The organism is Rodentibacter sp. JRC1 (assembly GCF_020521555.1).
Taxonomy (GTDB): Bacteria; Pseudomonadota; Gammaproteobacteria; order Enterobacterales; family Pasteurellaceae; genus Rodentibacter; species Rodentibacter abscessus.
Genome location: NZ_BPWA01000001.1, coordinates 693,328 through 712,065 on the forward strand (window position 1 = coordinate 693,328; position 18,738 = coordinate 712,065).

Genomic DNA, 18,738 nt, shown 5'->3' on the forward strand with positions numbered 1-18,738 from the left:
AGGTAAAATAGCGAATAAATTTTATCACTCCGAGGTATCAATGAGCCTATTCGCCGTCTTTTATATGATTTTCGCCTATCTTTTAGGATCTATTTCCAGTGCTATTTTAGTTTGCAAAGTAAGTGGCTTACCTGATCCTCGTCAAAATGGCTCTCATAATCCCGGAGCAACCAATGTGTTTCGTATCGGAGGTCAATGGGCGGCATTAATAGTACTTATTTTCGATATTTTAAAAGGTATGCTACCTGTTTGGGCGGGATATTACTTAGGATTAACACAATTTGAATTAGGTATGGTGGCTCTCGGTGCTTGCCTCGGTCATATCTTTCCAATATTCTTTCAATTCAAAGGAGGAAAAGGCGTTGCAACCGCATTCGGTGCTATCGCCCCGATTGCATGGGCTGTTGCAGGTTCAACATTAGGTACTTGGCTTGCCGTATTCCTCATCAGTGGCTATTCATCTTTAAGTGCAGTCGTTACCGCATTAGTTGTCCCTTTTTATGTTTGGTGGTTTAAACCGGAATTTACTTTTCCCGTAGCGCTTGTAAGCTGCTTATTGATTTATCGCCATCATGACAATATTCAACGTTTATGGCGAGGACAAGAAGATAAAATATGGTCGAAATTTAAAAATAAATAAAGAATCTATCAGTCGATAGGTCAGACCGCTGACAAATATGCAATTTTTAATAATGGGGAGTAATGGACAAAAGGCATAACAGAAAAAAGTATTGGTAAAAAGTGCTTTCGAGCCTTATAGTAAAAGGCTTTAAAGCACTTTTATTTTTATGAATAAAAAATTGTCCTTTTTTGCCATTCTAACAATATTCAGAAACATGGCTTCAAAAATAACCTTCAACATTATAGATGTATAAATTGTAATAAAACATTTTCCAATAAAAAACAATTAAATCCCGTCGTGAAATAACAAAACCCCTTGAACTCTACCAGTCCAAGGGGCTTGATATGTTTGAACCCGGCGGTGCCCTACTCTCACATGGGGAAACCCCACACTACCATCGGCATTACGGCTTTTCACTTCTGAGTTCGGTATGGGGTCAGGTGGAACCTCCGCACTATCGCCGCCGGGATAATCCTTCGATAACTGCTTCTTTCTCTTTAAACAATTGGTCACAAGCCGAAAAATCTTCTCCAAAATCTCTCTTATCTTTCTCATTCAGTCAGTTCGCTACAAAAACACTTGAGCGTTGTATAGTTAAGCCTCTCGGGCAATTAGTATGGGTTAGCTCAATATCTCACAATACTTACACACCCCACCTATCTACGTCTTAGTCTTAAACAACCCTTACTCTCTTATAGAGTGGGAGAACTCATCTTAAGGCAAGTTTCGTGCTTAGATGCTTTCAGCACTTATCTCTTCCGCACTTAGCTACTCGGCAATGCATCTGGCGATACAACCGAAACACCAGTGGTGCGTCCACTCCGGTCCTCTCGTACTAGGAGCAGCCCCTCTCAATTCTCCTACGCCCACGGCAGATAGGGACCGAACTGTCTCACGACGTTCTAAACCCAGCTCGCGTACCACTTTAAATGGCGAACAGCCATACCCTTGGGACCTACTTCAGCCCCAGGATGTGATGAGCCGACATCGAGGTGCCAAACACCGCCGTCGATATGAACTCTTGGGCGGTATCAGCCTGTTATCCCCGGAGTACCTTTTATCCGTTGAGCGATGGCCCTTCCATGCAGAACCACCGGATCACTATGACCTACTTTCGTACCTGCTCGACTTGTCCGTCTCGCAGTTAAGCTTGCTTATACCATTGCACTAACCTGACGATGTCCGACCGTCATTAGCAAACCTTCGTGCTCCTCCGTTACTCTTTGGGAGGAGACCGCCCCAGTCAAACTACCCACCAGACACTGTCCGAGTACCCGTTACAGGCACTTCGTTAGAACATCAAACGTTAAAGGGTGGTATTTCAAGGATGGCTCCACGATAACTGGCGTTACCGCTTCAAAGCCTCCCACCTATCCTACACATCAAAATTCAAGGTTCAGTGTCAAGCTATAGTAAAGGTTCACGGGGTCTTTCCGTCTAGCCGCGGGTACACCGCATCTTCACGGCGATTTCAATTTCACTGAGTCTCGGGTGGAGACAGCCTGGCCATCATTATGCCATTCGTGCAGGTCGGAACTTACCCGACAAGGAATTTCGCTACCTTAGGACCGTTATAGTTACGGCCGCCGTTTACTGGGGCTTCGATCAGGTGCTTCTCAAATGATTACACCATCAATTAACCTTCCAGCACCGGGCAGGCATCACACCCTATACGTCCACTTTCGTGTTTGCAGAGTGCTGTGTTTTTAATAAACAGTTGCAGCCAGCTGGTATCTTCGACCGGTTCACCCTTCGTGAGTTAATCACTACAAGCTACGCCGGCGCACCTTCTCCCGAAGTTACGGTGCTATTTTGCCTAGTTCCTTCACCCGAGTTCTCTCAAGCGCCTGAGTATTCTCTACCTGACCACCTGTGTCGGTTTTCAGTACGGTTTAGTAAAGCCTGAAGCTTAGTGGCTTTTCCTGGAAGTGTGGTATCGGCAACTTCTTGTCCGTAGACAATCGTCATCAGCTCTCGGTGTTTAAAGAAGACCGGATTTGCCTAATCTTCCCACCTACCACCTTAAACAAGGATTTCCAACACCTTGCTTGCCTAACCTGCTCCGTCCCCACATCGCAGCTTTACCAAGTACGGGAATATTAACCCGTTTCCCATCGACTACGCTTTTCAGCCTCGCCTTAGGGGCCGACTCACCCTGCCCCGATTAACGTTGGACAGGAAACCTTGGTCTTCCGGCGAACGGGTTTTTCACCCGTTTTATCGTTACTTATGTCAGCATTCGCACTTGTGATACGTCCAGCAAACCTCTCGATTCACCTTCATCCGCTTACACAACGCTCCCCTACCCAACAGAATTAATCCTGATGCCGCAGCTTCGGTGCTATATTTGAGCCCCGTTACATCTTCCGCGCAGGCCGACTCGACTAGTGAGCTATTACGCTTTCTTTAAATGATGGCTGCTTCTAAGCCAACATCCTAGCTGTCTAAGCCTTCCCACTTCGTTTCCCACTTAATATAAACTTTGGGACCTTAGCTGGCGGTCTGGGTTGTTTCCCTCTCCACGACGGACGTTAGCACCCGCCGTGTGTCTCCTGAGTATCACTCTTCGGTATTCGTAGTTTGCATCGGGTTGGTAAGCCGGGATGGCCCCCTAGCCGAAACAGTGCTCTACCCCCGAAGGTGTCCGCTCAAGGCTCTACCTAAATAGATTTCGGGGAGAACCAGCTATCTCCCGGTTTGATTGGCCTTTCACCCCCAGCCACAAGTCATCCGCTAATTTTTCAACATTAGTCGGTTCGGTCCTCCAGTTAGTGTTACCCAACCTTCAACCTGCCCATGGCTAGATCACCGGGTTTCGGGTCTATACCTTGCAACTAAAACGCCCAGTTAAGACTCGGTTTCCCTTCGGCTCCCCTATGCGGTTAACCTCGCTACAAAATATAAGTCGCTGACCCATTATACAAAAGGTACGCAGTCACCCTTTCAGGCTCCCACTGCTTGTACGTACAAGGTTTCAGGTTCTATTTCACTCCCCTCGCCGGGGTTCTTTTCGCCTTTCCTTCACAGTACTGGTTCACTATCGGTCAATCAGGAGTATTTAGCCTTGGAGGATGGTCCCCCCTTCTTCAGACAGGATATCACGTGTCCCGCCCTACTTATTGTCAGCCTAGTACCACAATGCACCATTCGAATACGGGACTATCACCCTGTTTCGTTCAACTTCCCAGTCGATTCTTCTTAATACACTGCTATCACTGACGGCTACTCCGCTTTCGCTCGCCGCTACTCACGGAATCTCGGTTGATTTCTTTTCCTCGGGGTACTTAGATGTTTCAGTTCTCCCGGTTTGCCTTGCTTAACTATGGATTCATTAAGCAATAGTAGATTCTTCATCTACTGGGTTTCCCCATTCGGATATCTCGGGTTAAACGCTTCTTATCAACTCACCCAAGCTTTTCGCAGATTTGCACGTCCTTCTTCGCCTCTGATTGCCAAGGCATCCACCTTGTACGCTTAGTCACTTAACTATACAACCTCAAGTGCTTTCAATACTAAACACTTTAGCTGTTATTTAATCTAACTAAACACTCGATTGCTTTTGCTCAATCAAGATTTTTATTACTCAGACTTTCTTCTATCCGCTTTCGCAGACTTAAAAAAATCTCTCAGTTTTCAGCTTGTTTCCAATTTGTTAAAGAACAATAAGATTTCCAATTAAAGTTATCTTTAATTGGCGTCCCCACGGGGATTCGAACCCCGGTTACCGCCGTGAAAGGGCGATGTCCTAGGCCTCTAGACGATGGGGACATCAATTAAAGATACTCTACGCTTCAATCCTTTCTCTCTTCTCTACAATCCATCAGCCAATCTGTGTGAACACTTGTTATCGCTCGTCTCTAACTAAGGAGGTGATCCAACCGCAGGTTCCCCTACGGTTACCTTGTTACGACTTCACCCCAGTCATGAATCATACCGTGGTAAACGCCCCCCTCGCGGTTAAGCTATCTACTTCTGGTACAACCCACTCCCATGGTGTGACGGGCGGTGTGTACAAGGCCCGGGAACGTATTCACCGCAACATTCTGATTTGCGATTACTAGCGATTCCGACTTCATGGAGTCGAGTTGCAGACTCCAATCCGGACTTAGACGTACTTTCTGAGATTCGCTCCGCATCGCTGCTTCGCTTCCCTCTGTATACGCCATTGTAGCACGTGTGTAGCCCTACTCGTAAGGGCCATGATGACTTGACGTCATCCCCACCTTCCTCCGGTTTATCACCGGCAGTCTCCTTTGAGTTCCCGTCCAAAACGCTGGCAACAAAGGATAAGGGTTGCGCTCGTTGCGGGACTTAACCCAACATTTCACAACACGAGCTGACGACAGCCATGCAGCACCTGTCTCTCAGTTCCCTAAGGCACTCCAATATCTCTATCGGATTCTGAGGATGTCAAGAGTAGGTAAGGTTCTTCGCGTTGCATCGAATTAAACCACATGCTCCACCGCTTGTGCGGGCCCCCGTCAATTCATTTGAGTTTTAACCTTGCGGCCGTACTCCCCAGGCGGTCGATTTATCACGTTAGCTACGGGCGCCAGAGTTAAACCCCAACCCCCAAATCGACAGCGTTTACAGCGTGGACTACCAGGGTATCTAATCCTGTTTGCTCCCCACGCTTTCGCACATGAGCGTCAGTACATCCCCAAGGGGCTGCCTTCGCCTTCGGTATTCCTCCACATCTCTACGCATTTCACCGCTACACGTGGAATTCTACCCCTCCCTAAAGTACTCTAGCTACCCAGTATGAAATGCAATTCCCAGGTTAAGCCCGGGGATTTCACACCTCACTTAAATAGCCGCCTGCGTGCCCTTTACGCCCAGTTATTCCGATTAACGCTCGCACCCCCCGTATTACCGCGGCTGCTGGCACGGAGTTAGCCGGTGCTTCTTCTGTGAATAACGTCAATTAATAAGGGTATTAACCTCATTACCTTCCTCATCACCGAAAGAACTTTACAACCCGAAGGCCTTCTTCATTCACGCGGCATGGCTGCGTCAGGGTTCCCCCCATTGCGCAATATTCCCCACTGCTGCCTCCCGTAGGAGTCCGGGCCGTGTCTCAGTCCCGGTGTGGCTGGCCATCCTCTCAGACCAGCTAGAGATCGACGGCTTGGTAGGCCTTTACCCCACCAACTACCTAATCCCACTTGGGCTCATCCCATGGCAAGAGCTTTACGCCCCCTTTTATCTCCCGATATTATGCGGTATTAGCTACCGTTTCCAGTAGTTATCCCCCTCCATAGGCCAGATTCCCAAGCATTACTCACCCGTCCGCCACTCTCTCGAAAAAAAGCAAGCTCTCTTCCGATACCGTTCGACTTGCATGTGTTAAGCCTGCCGCCAGCGTTCAATCTGAGCCATGATCAAACTCTTCAATTCAAAAGTTCAATCGCTCAATAAATACTGACTAAAAATTATTTACCTTTAAAAGTAAAGTAAAAATGAATCTCAAGTTAAGCACTTATTAAGACTTCAAAATTAAAATTTATTTTAAACAAGTCAATCAACAAGTGCCCACACAGATTGTCTGATACATTGTTAAAGAGCAATCCTCCAACCTTAAGTCGAACACTCAACTCAAAATAAGGCGAAAATAAAACGACGCACTGCAATTTTAAACATTTCACAACAGCGCGTCGTTGTGTGGTGCGCATTATAGGGATTTTAGAAATCAATGCAAGCACTTTTTGTAAAATTTTTGAAAAAATTTATTATCTGTTTTTTTATTCAGCAAATTGGATAAAACTTATCCAAAATTGACCGCACTTTTCACTGAAATGCTTAAGGATTAAATTACCTTATATTAAGTACCCTAAACGTCTCAAAGCCCCAGTTAGGTAAACGTTGTTGGAAATATTCTCCATTGATTAAAGGCTGTGTGCAAAATAGGGTATTGCAAATATTCTGCTTGTGTGCAAAAACTTGACGGGCAAGTAAATGTTTAATACGTTGAGCAATCGCCCGCCCGGGTTGCATAAAAAATTTAACTTGCGGCAAACATTGTTGGATCTCCTTCCGGATAAGGGGAAAATGCGTACAACCCAAAATCAACGTATCTAAATCGGACATAGATTGCCAAGGTGCAAGTTCATTCGCTAACTCGGTAATATTTACAGGATAACCATATAATTTTTTTTCTGCCATTTCGGCTAATAATGTTGAGCCCAATCGTTCCACATTGCAATCATATGCAAATTGTTGAATCAATTTATCAATATACCCCCTTTTTACTGTCCCTTTTGTAGCAAGTAAACCGATATGTTTGGTTTGGGAAATTTCTGCAGCAGGTTTAATTGCTGGTACGGTTCCTACAATGGGAATAGAAAAATATTGGCGTAATGTAGGTAATACCACTGTACTTGCTGTATTGCACGCGATTACGATGAGATCCAGCGGATATTTCGTGTGGATATGGCGGCAAATTTTTAACGTCCGTTCAATAATAATCTGTTCTGATTTTTCCGAGTATGGAAAACCTTCATTATCACAGCAATAAAGATAATGATGATCTGGGAATAAGGCTCTAACCTCTTGATAGATACTAAACCCACCAACTCCCGAATCAAAAAAAAGGATACTAGGTTTGTTCATATTACACTTATTAAAACTCAGCAAAAATTAACCGCACTTTAGGATATTGCAGCCAATTATAATATTAGGCTTGGCTATAAATTTCACGATTATTCAGCCAACGCCGAATTAATTGCTCTGCTACAATCGGATTCTCTTTAATTAACTGTTTTGCATAATATTGCACTGTTGGAATCATTTTGCGATCACGCATTAAATTTGCCACTTTAAACTCTGCAATCCCCGTTTGTTTAGTGCCCAATACTTCACCCGGCCCTCTAATTTCAAGATCTTTTTCAGAAATGATAAAGCCATCTTGACTTTCCCTCAACACTTCTAAGCGCTTACGTGAAATTTTACCCAGCGGCGGTTTGTACATCAACACACAAAAAGAAGCGGTACTCCCCCTCCCTACACGCCCGCGTAATTGGTGAAGCTGCGATAGCCCCAAACGCTCGGCATTTTCAATAATCATCAAACTGGCATTCGGTACATCTACGCCCACTTCAATAACAGTTGTCGCCACAAGTAAATCTAATTCTGCATTTTTGAATTGCATCATGACATCTTGCTTTTCTTGCGGCTTCATTCGTCCATGTACTAATCCGATATTCAACATCGGCAAAGCTTTTGTTAAATCTTCCCAAATAGCTTCTGCCGCTTGTGCTTCTAACACTTCAGATTCATCAATTAATGTACATACCCAATACGCCTGACGTTTTTCATTCACACAAGCTTGTTTGACTCGGGCGACGATTTCATCACGGCGTTCTTCTGAAATCACCACTGTAGTAATGGGTGTTCTCCCCGGGGGAAGCTCATCAATAATAGACGTATCTAAATCCGCATACACCGTCATTGCTAATGTTCTCGGAATTGGTGTTGCCGTCATAATTAATTGATGAGGATAAAAACCTGCTTTTTCGCCTTTTTCACGTAACATTAAACGTTGATGTACGCCGAATCTATGCTGTTCATCAATAATGACAAGGGCAAGATCGGAAAATTCCACATCTTCTTGAAATAGGGCGTGAGTCCCCACTACCATTTTTACCGCACCGCTTTTAATTTTTTCCAACTCTGCCTGACGAGCTTTGCCTTTCACCTTGCCGGCAAGCCAACCTACATCAATTCCTAGAGGTTCAAACCAACGCTGGAAATTATTCGCATGCTGTTCAGCAAGAATTTCTGTCGGTGCCATTAATGCCACTTGTTTGCCGTTATCAATTGCGATTAAAGCAGCCAACGCCGCCACCAGTGTTTTACCGGAACCCACGTCACCTTGCACCAAGCGCATCATCGGATAATTTTTCGCTAAATCTTGTTCAATATCATTTACAACACGATTTTGTGCGTTTGTCGGTTGGAAAGGTAACGTTGCCAGAAAACGTTGTTTTAAATCCGTTCGGTAGTGCAGAGGTAAAGCGGAAAACTGCTGTGTTCCTAACCGCACTTTTTGCATTGCGAGATTATGAGCGAGTAATTCTTCAAAAATTAAACGTTGCTGGGCGGGATGTTTTCCCTGTTCCAACATTTCCAAGGAAACATCCGGCGGCGGGCGATGTAGTAACCGAAGGGCTTCTTTCAAACTAAATTGATGGGGATTAAATTCATTAGGCAAAATTTCCGCAATCTGTACTTTATCCAATAAAGCAAGTGCCTGCTCCGTCAATTTTCGTAATGAATTTTGTTTTAAACCTTCCGTTGTAGAATAAATCGGGGTGAGGGTTTCTTCCAATACAATCGGCGTATTATCACGGATAATTTGATATTCAGGATGATGAATTTCCGCCATATGACGGCCACGTTTAACCTCTCCGAAAGCCTTCACTCGAACACCGATTTGAAAACTATTACGCATTCCCGCATTAAAATTAAAAAAACGTAGCATAATTTTCGATGTGCCGTCGGATAGACTTACGGATAAAATCGGACGACGACCAAAAGCCACTTCACAAGTTTGTACAACGCCTTCAATAGTGAAATATTGCTCAGGTCGGAGATGGGCTATCGGTGTAATTCGAGTGCGATCTTCATAGCGAATCGGCAAGTGAAAAAGAAGATCTTGTAAATTATTGATACCGATTTTACTCAACTTATTAGAGACGACACCCCCGACACCGGACAGTGTGGTGAGGGGAACGGCATCAAGAAGTGAAACGCTCATCATTTTGTCATTAGGCATTAATATTGCGTTTTACGCTCACCACACCGGAAATACCTTTAATTCGATGCCGAACGTTAGCGAGATGTTTGCTATCTTTTACATTCACTTGTAAAACCACCAATAATAAATTATTTTTCGCATCTTCCGTCCAAATATTTTGGATACTGCTTTCACCGGCAGTAATTGCAGTCATTAAACTTGGCAAAGCATTTCGTTCATTCAACATTTCAATTTGCAATTCAGCCTCAAAATTGACCGCACTTTGCACGCTTTCCCATTTAGCTTGCGTTAATTGATGCGTGTTTTTTAGATTTTCACATTGTTGATGATGAATAACCAATCCTTTATTTGGCGTACTACATCCGACAATCGGATCCCCCGGAATAGGATGACAACATTCGGCAAATTGTGTGTTCGTCGCCAACATCGGTGCGATTGTTAAGGTATTTGTTTGATTATCAGCGTTACCGTCCACATCAATTTCAATCGCCTCCCCAATTAATTGGTGTGCAACTACAGAGGCAAGTTGATTACCCAAACCGATTTCACGCAATAATTCATCAAGGGAAGAGAGTTTTAAATTATCTAAAACAGCTTGAATTTGTGATGAAGAAAGATGTTCCAAGCAATGTGGTTTTAACGCAAAATTTAATTCAACTTTACCCGTTTCCACCGCATCATCTTCACAACGTTGTTTGAGATAATGACGAATACGGGTTTTTGCACGTGCCGTTACAACAAAGTTCAGCCACGAGGCTTCAGGGTGTGTATTAGGATCTGTGATAACTCTTACCGTTTGCCCTGATTCTAATGCTTTAGATAAAGGATAAGGTTTATGTTCGACAAGGGCTCCTACACAATTATTGCCCACATCAGAATGTACTGCATAGGCAAAATCGACTGCAGTCGCCCCTTTTGGTAACTCAACAATGCGACCTTTTGGTGTAAAGACAAAAATTTCTTTCGGGAAAAATTCCGATTTTACATTCTCAATAAATTCAAAAGAATTCCCTACGCTTTGTTGAATTTCCACCAAATTTTGTAGCCAACGCTGCGCTCGAATTTGAGCCATTGTGGTATCATTTTTGCCGCTTTCTTTGTACGCCCAATAGGCGGTTACGCCCATTTCCGCGACTTGCTCCATATCTTCCGTATGGATGTGCACTTCCACCGGCACACCATGCGGACCTATCATTGATGTTTGCAGTGATTGATAGCCGTTCGCTTTCGGTACGGCGATATAATCTTTCACTCGTCCCGGGCGAGGTTTATAAAGATTGTGCATTTGACCTAGGACGCGATAGCAATCATCAACATTTTTGACAATAATACGGAAAGCGTAAATATCCATAATGGAATGAAATTCTTGATCTTTTGCACGCATTTTTTGATAAATCTTATAGAGGTGTTTCTCACGCCCCCAAACACGAGCAAAAATCCCTGCGTTTTCCAACCGCTCTTTGATTTCATTAGAGATACGCACAATAAGATCTTGACGATTATTGCGCGCCACTTCCACTAATTTCGCCAAAACTTTATAACGATACGGATGCATCGCCTCAAAGGATAAATCTTCCAATTCATTCTTAATGTGCTCAATGCCCAAACGATGGGCAAGCGGACAATAAATCTCTAATGTCTCTTTTGCAATACGGCGACGTTTGTCAGGACGTAACGAACCAAGCGTGCGCATGTTGTGGGTGCGGTCGGCAAGCTTAATTAATACCACGCGAATATCACGGGTCATCGCCAAAATCATCTTACGGAAATTTTCCACTTGTGCTTCTTGGCGGGTGCGGAACTTTAATTTATCAAGCTTTGATACGCCATCTACGATTTCGGCAACGCTTACACCAAATTCATTTTTAAGCTGTTCCTCCGTATATGGCGTATCTTCAATGACATCATGCAATAACGCCGCCATCACTGCTTCATGATCAAGATGCATTTTGGCAATGATCGCTGCAACTGCCACCGGATGGGTGATGTAAGGCTCGCCACTTGAGCGAAACTGCCCTGCGTGAGCATCTCTTGCTATCACAAAGGCTCTCTTGACTAATTCAATTTTATCCGCGGGTAAATACCCTTGAATAATTCGAGCTAAATCTGCAAACAGTTCCAAAGGACACCTGACTTTTTCGGGTTAAATGAATAGGTTGAAATGAAATTGCGGCTGAAATCAACCGCACTTTTAACAATGATTATTCGGTGATTAATGCCACCGCAGCTGCTTCCGTATGTTGAATTACCGCCATGTCTTGCTGCTCTTGCGCATCCATAATATCATTAGAAATTAAGCCTTTTTCAATTTCACGCAACGCAATAACGGTCGGTTTATCATTATCTTCCGGCACTAAAGGTTCACGTTGGTGTAACTGTAATTGTCTTGCACGGCGTGCGGCGGTTAAAATTAAATCAAAACGGTTACCAATTTTTTCTACTGCATCTTGCACTGTAACGCGAGCCATATTTTACTCCAATTCACATAAAAATAAGGGATATAAGGGGAGCTATCATACTAAATCTTAGGTTAGTTATCCAGTAGCTGATGAATTAAGCCTGCATTTTCCTTTTGTTGATAACTTTTCGTCAAACGTTCTGCCTGCAAAATACTCTGCAAATCCGATAATGCTTGCTCAAAATTATCATTCACCACAACATAATCATATTCGTCATAATGCGAAATTTCATCCTTGGCTTTCGCCATACGTTCGGCAATGACGGATTCATCATCCTGACCACGACCAATCAAACGACGCTCCAATTCCGGCAACGAGGGTGGAAGAATAAAAATGCTTTTCACGTTTGGTACTTTTTTGCGAATTTGCTGCGCACCTTGCCAGTCAATATCTAAAAAAACATCAATACCTTTGGCAAGATTTTCCTCTATTGCCGGTAACGATGTACCGTAGTAATTTCCACCGAATACTTTAGCGTATTCCAAAAATAAATCCTGTTCAATTAATGCTTCAAATTCCTCTTTCGACACAAAATGGTAATGCACACCATGGGTTTCTCCCGGGCGCGGAGCACGTGTCGTATGTGAAACCGAAACCATTTTCGGTGTCGAAAAATCGCGTTCTAACAACGCAGAAATTAACGAAGATTTCCCCGCACCGCTTGGTGCTGAAAGAATATATAGATTACCTTTAGATACCATTGTCTGAACCTTTTCTAGAAATTTCAGTCCATTATGCCGATTCTTTTAGAAAAAATCATTAAAGTGCGGTCGTTTTTTCCGGTATTTTTTAACGAGAAAAACCGATTTTGATGTAGATCACAAAAACAAATCGCATTTCTAGTTTTATCCTGATGCACATGCTATAATCTGCGCCGATGTTTTTTGGGGCGGCTTGAGGTTCTAAAACATAACAATTTGTTTAACTTAACTAAAAAGGTGAAAATCTTATGGCTATTAAAATTGGTATCAATGGTTTCGGTCGTATCGGCCGTATTGTATTCCGTGCTGCACAGCAACGTGATGACATTGAAGTAGTCGGTATTAACGACTTAATTGATGTTGAATATATGGCTTATATGTTGAAATATGATTCAACTCACGGTCGTTTCAATGGTTCCGTTGAAGTTAAAGACGGAAACTTAGTGGTAAACGGTAAAGCAATCCGTGTAACATCAGAACGTGATCCTGCAAACCTAAACTGGGGTGCAATCGGTGTGGATATCGCTGTTGAAGCAACCGGTTTATTCTTAACTGACGAAACCGCCCGTAAACACATCACTGCCGGTGCGAAAAAAGTGGTATTAACCGGTCCTTCTAAAGATGCGACCCCAATGTTTGTTCGTGGCGTAAACTTCAATGACTACGCAGGTCAAGACATCGTTTCTAACGCGTCTTGTACAACCAACTGTTTAGCACCTTTAGCTCGTGTTATTCACGAAACTTTCGGTATCAAAGACGGTTTAATGACAACCGTTCACGCAACAACCGCTACACAAAAAACCGTTGACGGTCCTTCAGCAAAAGACTGGCGTGGCGGTCGCGGTGCGGCACAAAACATCATCCCTTCATCAACCGGCGCTGCCAAAGCGGTAGGTAAAGTGTTACCGGCATTAAACGGTAAATTAACCGGTATGGCTTTCCGTGTTCCAACACCAAACGTATCTGTTGTTGACTTAACCGTAAACCTTGAAAAAGCGGCAACTTACGAAGAAATCAAACAAGCGATTAAAGATGCTGCCGAAGGTAAAACTTTCAACGGCGAATTAAAAGGCGTGTTAGGTTATACCGAAGACGCTGTGGTATCAACAGACTTCAACGGTGCTGTTGAAACTTCTGTGTTTGATGCTGACGCAGGTATTGCTCTAACCGATACTTTCGTGAAATTAGTATCTTGGTACGACAACGAAACCGGTTATTCAAACAAAGTATTAGACTTAGTAGCACACGTTCACAACTACAAAGGCTAATCAAAACAGCAAAAAAATCAACCGCTCTTCGGAGCGGTTTTTTACTGCTCTCTATTTTATGTTCAAATTTATAATCCAAAACAAGAGTTCACTAAAAATCATCAAAAATATTAAATATTTATCTGGCTTTTATTGTGATTTAACCTTATATTAGCGCACAACTGTTAGCTCAAATAACATTGAATTAAATAAGGTTACTATGAATCTCGATCTTCATTTTATTCGTCGTATTCAGCAACAAGCAAAAACTCGTGGAAATACGACCGCACTTCGCCATAAAGAAAACGGCATTTGGAAAGATATAAGCTGGACGGCTTTCCAACATCAATTAAATCAACTCTCGCGTGCATTGCTCGCCTGTGATATTCAAATACAAGATAAAATTGCGATTTTCGCCCACAATATGCCACATTGGACAATCGCCGATATTGGCGCACTACAAATTCGTGCCGTTACCGTGCCGATTTATGCAACAAACACTGCACAGCAAGCAGAGTTCGTACTAAATCACGCAGATGTCAAAATTCTCTTTGTCGGAGATCAGGAACAATATGATCACGCATTAGAAATTGCACATCTTTGCCCGCAATTACAAAAAATTGTGGCGATGAAACCAACGATCCGACTTCAACAAGACCGACTTTCTTGCTCATGGGAACAATTCATTGAACTCGGCTCAATGGCACAACAAGGCGAGCTAACTCAACGTTTGCAAAGTAAACAAATGGACGATTTATTCACCATAATTTACACCTCCGGGACAACCGGCGAACCAAAAGGCGTAATGCTTGATTATTCAAATCTCGCCCATCAACTGGAAGCCCATGATCTTGCACTTAATGTTACAGATCAAGATATATCGTTATCTTTCCTCCCCTTCTCTCACATTTTTGAACGTGCTTGGGCGGCTTATGTGCTTCATCGCGGCGCAGTGCTTTGTTACTTGGAAGATACCAATCAAGTGCGGTCGGTTTTAAGCGAGATTCGTCCTACCTTTATGTGTGCAGTGCCACGTTTTTATGAAAAAATTTATGCCGCTGTGCTGGATAAAGTACAAAAAGCACCAAAACTACGCCAAATACTTTTCCATTGGGCGATTGCAGTGGGGCAAAAGTATTTTGATTTAACAACTCAGAACAAACCTCTCCCTCTTCTATTAAAACAACAATATCGTCTTGCAGACAAACTTGTGCTTTCTAAACTTCGTCAATTGCTCGGCGGCAGAATCAAAATGATGCCTTGTGGCGGCGCAAAATTGGAACCGGCAATCGGGCTATTTTTCCATTGCATTGGTATAAATATTAAACTCGGTTATGGTATGACGGAAACCACTGCCACGGTTTCGTGCTGGCACGATTATCAGTTTAATCCTCATTCTATCGGGACGCTAATGCCGAAAGCCGAGGTGAAAATCGGTGAAAATAATGAAATTTTAGTGCGTGGCGGTATGGTAATGAAAGGCTATTACAAAAATCCTGAAGAAACCGAAAAAGCCTTCACTAAAGACGGATTCTTAAAAACAGGTGATGCCGGTGAATTCGATGCGGAAGGCAATTTATTTATTACCGATCGCATTAAAGAATTAATGAAAACCTCCAATGGTAAATATATTGCGCCACAATATATTGAAAGTAAAATAGGTAAAGACAAATTCATTGAACAAATCGCCATTATTGCCGATGCGAAAAAATATGTTTCGGCTTTGATCGTGCCGTGCTTTGACAGCCTTGAAGAGTACGCCAAACAACTCAACATCAAATATCATGATCGTATGGAATTAATCAAAAATTCTGAAATTTTGAAGATGTTTGAACAACGCATTAATGCGGTACAAAAGGAATTGGCTCATTTTGAACAAGTGAAAAAATTCACTCTGCTCTCGCAAGCCTTTAGTATCAAACTTGGAGAAATAACTCCAACCTTAAAACTAAAACGCAAGGTTATTATGGAACGTTATCGCAAACAAATTGAAGCGATGTATCAACAAAACAGTGAAAGCTAATCAAAAATAAAAACGGAAAAAATCCATTATTATGTAGCAATTGCACAAATTTATTTGTAGGGTGTGTTAGGTAAAGCCGTAACGTACCGTAATAAAATTTATTGATGAACTAACAGAAAGGTGCGTTACGGCTTTGCCTAACTAACGTACCCTACCCAAATTAAATATTTGATATAAAATCCTCTTTGTGCGACTAATACATAATACCGAGAAAATCGACCGCACTTTTACCTTGCCAAACTATAAAAAAATCCCCTTTCGGGGATTTTTTATGCTAATCAATGTTGATAGGTTCTACTTTCCAAATATTTTTCGCATATTCCAAAATCGTTCTATCCGATGAGAAAAATCCCATATTGATGATGTTTTGAATCATACTTTCAATCCACTGATCACGCTGTTTGTATTTCTCGTCCACCGTTTTTTGTGCTTCCACATAACTGCGAAAATCGGCAAACGCTTGATAGTAATCGTGATATTGCAATCCTTGCAACAAAGATAAATAGCGCTGCGGTTCTTCCGGAGAGAAAGCCCCTGATGTAATTTGATCAACCACAGTGCGTAGTTCGGCATCATTTTGATAATAATCAAATGAGTGATATCCCTCACGACGGAGCTGTTCCACTTGCTCTACCGTATTACCAAAAATGAAAATATGATCTTCACCCACATTTTCTCGAATTTCTACATTTGCGCCGTCCAGCGTTCCCAATGTTAATGCGCCATTAAGGGCGAATTTCATATTACTGGTGCCGGAGGCTTCTGTGCCGGCAAGGGATATTTGTTCGGAAATATCTGCAGCCGGAATAATCAGCTGAGCCAAACTCACACTGTAATTCGGGATAAACACTACTTTTAAACGTCCTTTCAAACGTTCATCATTATTAATAATACTCGCTACATCGTTAATAAGGTGAATGGTTTGTTTCGCAGCATAATAAGCGGAAGCTGCTTTCCCCGCCAAGATAAAGACGCGTGGCTGCCAGTCTTTTTCAGGCTCTGCAAGCATTGCATTATAGCGTGCGATAATGTGTAACACATTCAATATTTGGCGTTTGTATTCGTGAATACGTTTTACCTGCACATCAAACAAAGCGTTCGGATCAAGCTCAACACCGAGTTCACGTTTCACATAATCGGCAAGTTTCACTTTATTTGCATATTTTATATCTGCAATCGCCTCTTTGAATGCTTTATCATTCGCCACGCTTTCTAATTTTTTGATTTGGCTTAAATCATAACGCCATTCACTACCGATATAAGTATCAAAAAGCGTAGCCAATTGAGGATTCGCCACCGCTAACCAACGACGTGGTGTAATGCCATTGGTAACATTGGTGAAGCGTTCCGGATAAATACGTGCAAAATCTGCAAAAGTGGAAGTTATCATTAAATCGGAATGGATTGCCGCCACACCGTTGACTTTATGAGAACCAACCACAGATAGCCACCCCATACGCACTTTTCGTTGATAACCTTCTTCAATCAAAGAGACTCGGCGAATAAAATCATTATCTGTCGTGATGTAAGTACGCACATATTCCAAGAAATGATCGTTAATGTCGAAAATCATCTGTAAGTGGCGCGGCAGAACTTTCGCCATCATTTCCACAGGCCAAGTTTCTAAAGCTTCCGACATCAACGTATGGCAAGTATAAGAGAAAATACGGCAGGTCATCTCCCATGCTTTTTTCCATTCAAATCCTTCCTCATCAACCAAAATTCGCATTAATTCGGGAATAGCCAACGCCGGATGGGTGTCATTTAAGTGGATAGCGACTTTATCAGCAAGATTCTCAAGGCTATTATGAGTACGTTTATGGCGAGAAATAATATCTTGCAGTGAAGCTGAAACTAAAAAATACTCTTGACGTAAACGCAATTCTCGTCCGTTCCAAGTAGAGTCATCAGGATAAAGAACGCGGGATAAATTTTTAACGGAAGAACGATTTTGCAGAGCGGCTAAATGTTCACCACGGTTGAAATCCGCCAAATTGAAAGTTTCCTCGGCATTTGCCGCCCATAAACGTAGCGTTGCCGCAGAGTTATTTTTATAACCCGGAATCATCTGATCATAAGCAAGTGCGGTCACTTTTTCTTCCGGATTCCAAACAAATTTTTTATCTTCAAAATGTATCGTTCCGCCAAAGGAAATTTTAAAACGTTTAGAAGGACGAATAAATTCCCAAGGCGCACCTTTATCAAGCCAGTCATCAGGGTGCTCCACTTGCTGACCGTTTTCAATTTTTTGACGGAACATTCCGTATTCATAACGAATACCATATCCTACGCCCGGTAAACGCAATGTGGCAATTGAATCCATAAAACAGGCAGCTAAGCGACCTAAGCCACCGTTACCCAACCCCGGATCTACTTCTTTGGCAAGAATCTCTTCTAAATCGACATTAAGTTCGTTTAAAGCCTCTTTCGTTAAACTGTACACATCTTCAGCGATCAGTGCGTTAGATAATGTTCGCCCAATTAAAAATTCCATTGAAAGGTAATAAACACGGCGCACGTCATCAGCCCGCGCTTGACGGGCGGTTGTGATCCAGCCTTCCGTCACAAGATCCCTTACTGCATACAATGTCGCATTTAGCCAATCCCGCTGACTTGCTTCACGCGGTGAACGCCCGATAGAAAAAATAAGTTTATAGACGATTGATTTCTTTAATGCCTGAACATCCAATTCAGGACGATTATAAAGAAAAGGAGAATCAAAATTATCCATTATCATGGTGATAAACCTCGGTTCAAAAAGGAAAAATAACGATAAATAAGAGGGATAATCAGACAAGCTTAAATCTCATTTGATAATGAAATTCAAGCATTGTATAAAACACCAATTATCAGAGTGCAAGCTATGTTTATTTTTCTAAACATTCTTCTTGATTGACGATGAAGACTACCCTTACAAAAAAACGCGTGAAT

At 42.6% G+C, this 18,738-nt stretch carries 9 protein-coding genes, 1 tRNA gene and 3 rRNA genes; 3 read left to right on the forward strand and 10 right to left on the reverse strand.

Annotated features, from left to right (window positions below; translation table 11 throughout):
* Positions 1-40: 40 nt before the first annotated feature.
* Positions 41-640, forward strand: coding sequence for a glycerol-3-phosphate 1-O-acyltransferase PlsY (gene plsY, locus HEMROJRC1_RS03095; protein WP_226691581.1), 600 nt, complete (start codon positions 41-43; stop codon positions 638-640).
* A gap of 334 nt (positions 641-974) precedes the next feature.
* On the opposite strand, the gene rrf is transcribed toward plsY, so the two are convergent.
* From rrf to gmk, 9 genes are all read right to left on the reverse strand, one after another.
* A 5S ribosomal RNA gene (rrf, locus tag HEMROJRC1_RS03100) occupies positions 975-1,090 on the reverse strand.
* A gap of 122 nt (positions 1,091-1,212) precedes the next feature.
* A 23S ribosomal RNA gene (locus HEMROJRC1_RS03105) occupies positions 1,213-4,110 on the reverse strand.
* Between the two features lie 204 nt (positions 4,111-4,314).
* Positions 4,315-4,390, reverse strand: a tRNA-Glu gene (locus HEMROJRC1_RS03110).
* A gap of 94 nt (positions 4,391-4,484) precedes the next feature.
* Positions 4,485-6,019 (reverse strand): 16S ribosomal RNA (locus tag HEMROJRC1_RS03115).
* The 16S, 23S and 5S rRNA genes sit together here with 1 tRNA gene alongside, the layout of an rRNA operon.
* A gap of 414 nt (positions 6,020-6,433) precedes the next feature.
* Positions 6,434-7,231: a glutamate racemase gene (gene murI / locus HEMROJRC1_RS03120; RefSeq protein ID WP_226691582.1), complete on the reverse strand. Its 798-nt coding sequence runs from the start codon at positions 7,229-7,231 to the stop codon at positions 6,434-6,436.
* 64 nt (positions 7,232-7,295) lie between these two features.
* Positions 7,296-9,377, reverse strand: coding sequence for an ATP-dependent DNA helicase RecG (gene recG / locus HEMROJRC1_RS03125; RefSeq protein ID WP_226692918.1), 2,082 nt, complete (start codon positions 9,375-9,377; stop codon positions 7,296-7,298).
* 10 nt (positions 9,378-9,387) lie between these two features.
* Positions 9,388-11,499 (reverse strand): bifunctional GTP diphosphokinase/guanosine-3',5'-bis pyrophosphate 3'-pyrophosphohydrolase, encoded by a 2,112-nt coding sequence (spoT, locus tag HEMROJRC1_RS03130; RefSeq protein WP_226691583.1) that lies wholly within the window; start codon positions 11,497-11,499, stop codon positions 9,388-9,390.
* 79 nt (positions 11,500-11,578) lie between these two features.
* On the reverse strand, positions 11,579-11,845 hold the full coding sequence (rpoZ, locus tag HEMROJRC1_RS03135) for a DNA-directed RNA polymerase subunit omega (RefSeq protein ID WP_226691584.1): 267 nt from the start codon (positions 11,843-11,845) through the stop codon (positions 11,579-11,581).
* 62 nt (positions 11,846-11,907) lie between these two features.
* Entirely contained in the window at positions 11,908-12,537 is a 630-nt protein-coding gene (gmk, locus tag HEMROJRC1_RS03140; RefSeq protein ID WP_226691585.1) for a guanylate kinase, read from the reverse strand.
* Positions 12,538-12,785: 248 nt separating this feature from the next.
* Here gmk and gap point away from each other — a divergent pair, with 248 nt between their 5' ends.
* Both gap and HEMROJRC1_RS03150 read left to right on the forward strand, forming a co-directional pair.
* Entirely contained in the window at positions 12,786-13,805 is a 1,020-nt protein-coding gene (gap, locus tag HEMROJRC1_RS03145; RefSeq protein WP_226691586.1) for a type I glyceraldehyde-3-phosphate dehydrogenase, read from the forward strand.
* 199 nt (positions 13,806-14,004) lie between these two features.
* Complete coding sequence (locus tag HEMROJRC1_RS03150; RefSeq protein WP_226691587.1) at positions 14,005-15,807, forward strand: long-chain fatty acid--CoA ligase; 1,803 nt, start codon at positions 14,005-14,007, stop codon at positions 15,805-15,807.
* A gap of 274 nt (positions 15,808-16,081) precedes the next feature.
* Here HEMROJRC1_RS03150 and HEMROJRC1_RS03155 read toward each other — a convergent pair whose 3' ends face one another.
* The gene (locus tag HEMROJRC1_RS03155; RefSeq protein WP_226691588.1) at positions 16,082-18,544 is read right to left on the reverse strand and encodes a glycogen/starch/alpha-glucan phosphorylase; all 2,463 of its coding nucleotides are present in this window, start codon (positions 18,542-18,544) and stop codon (positions 16,082-16,084) included.
* Positions 18,545-18,738: the final 194 nt, after the last annotated feature.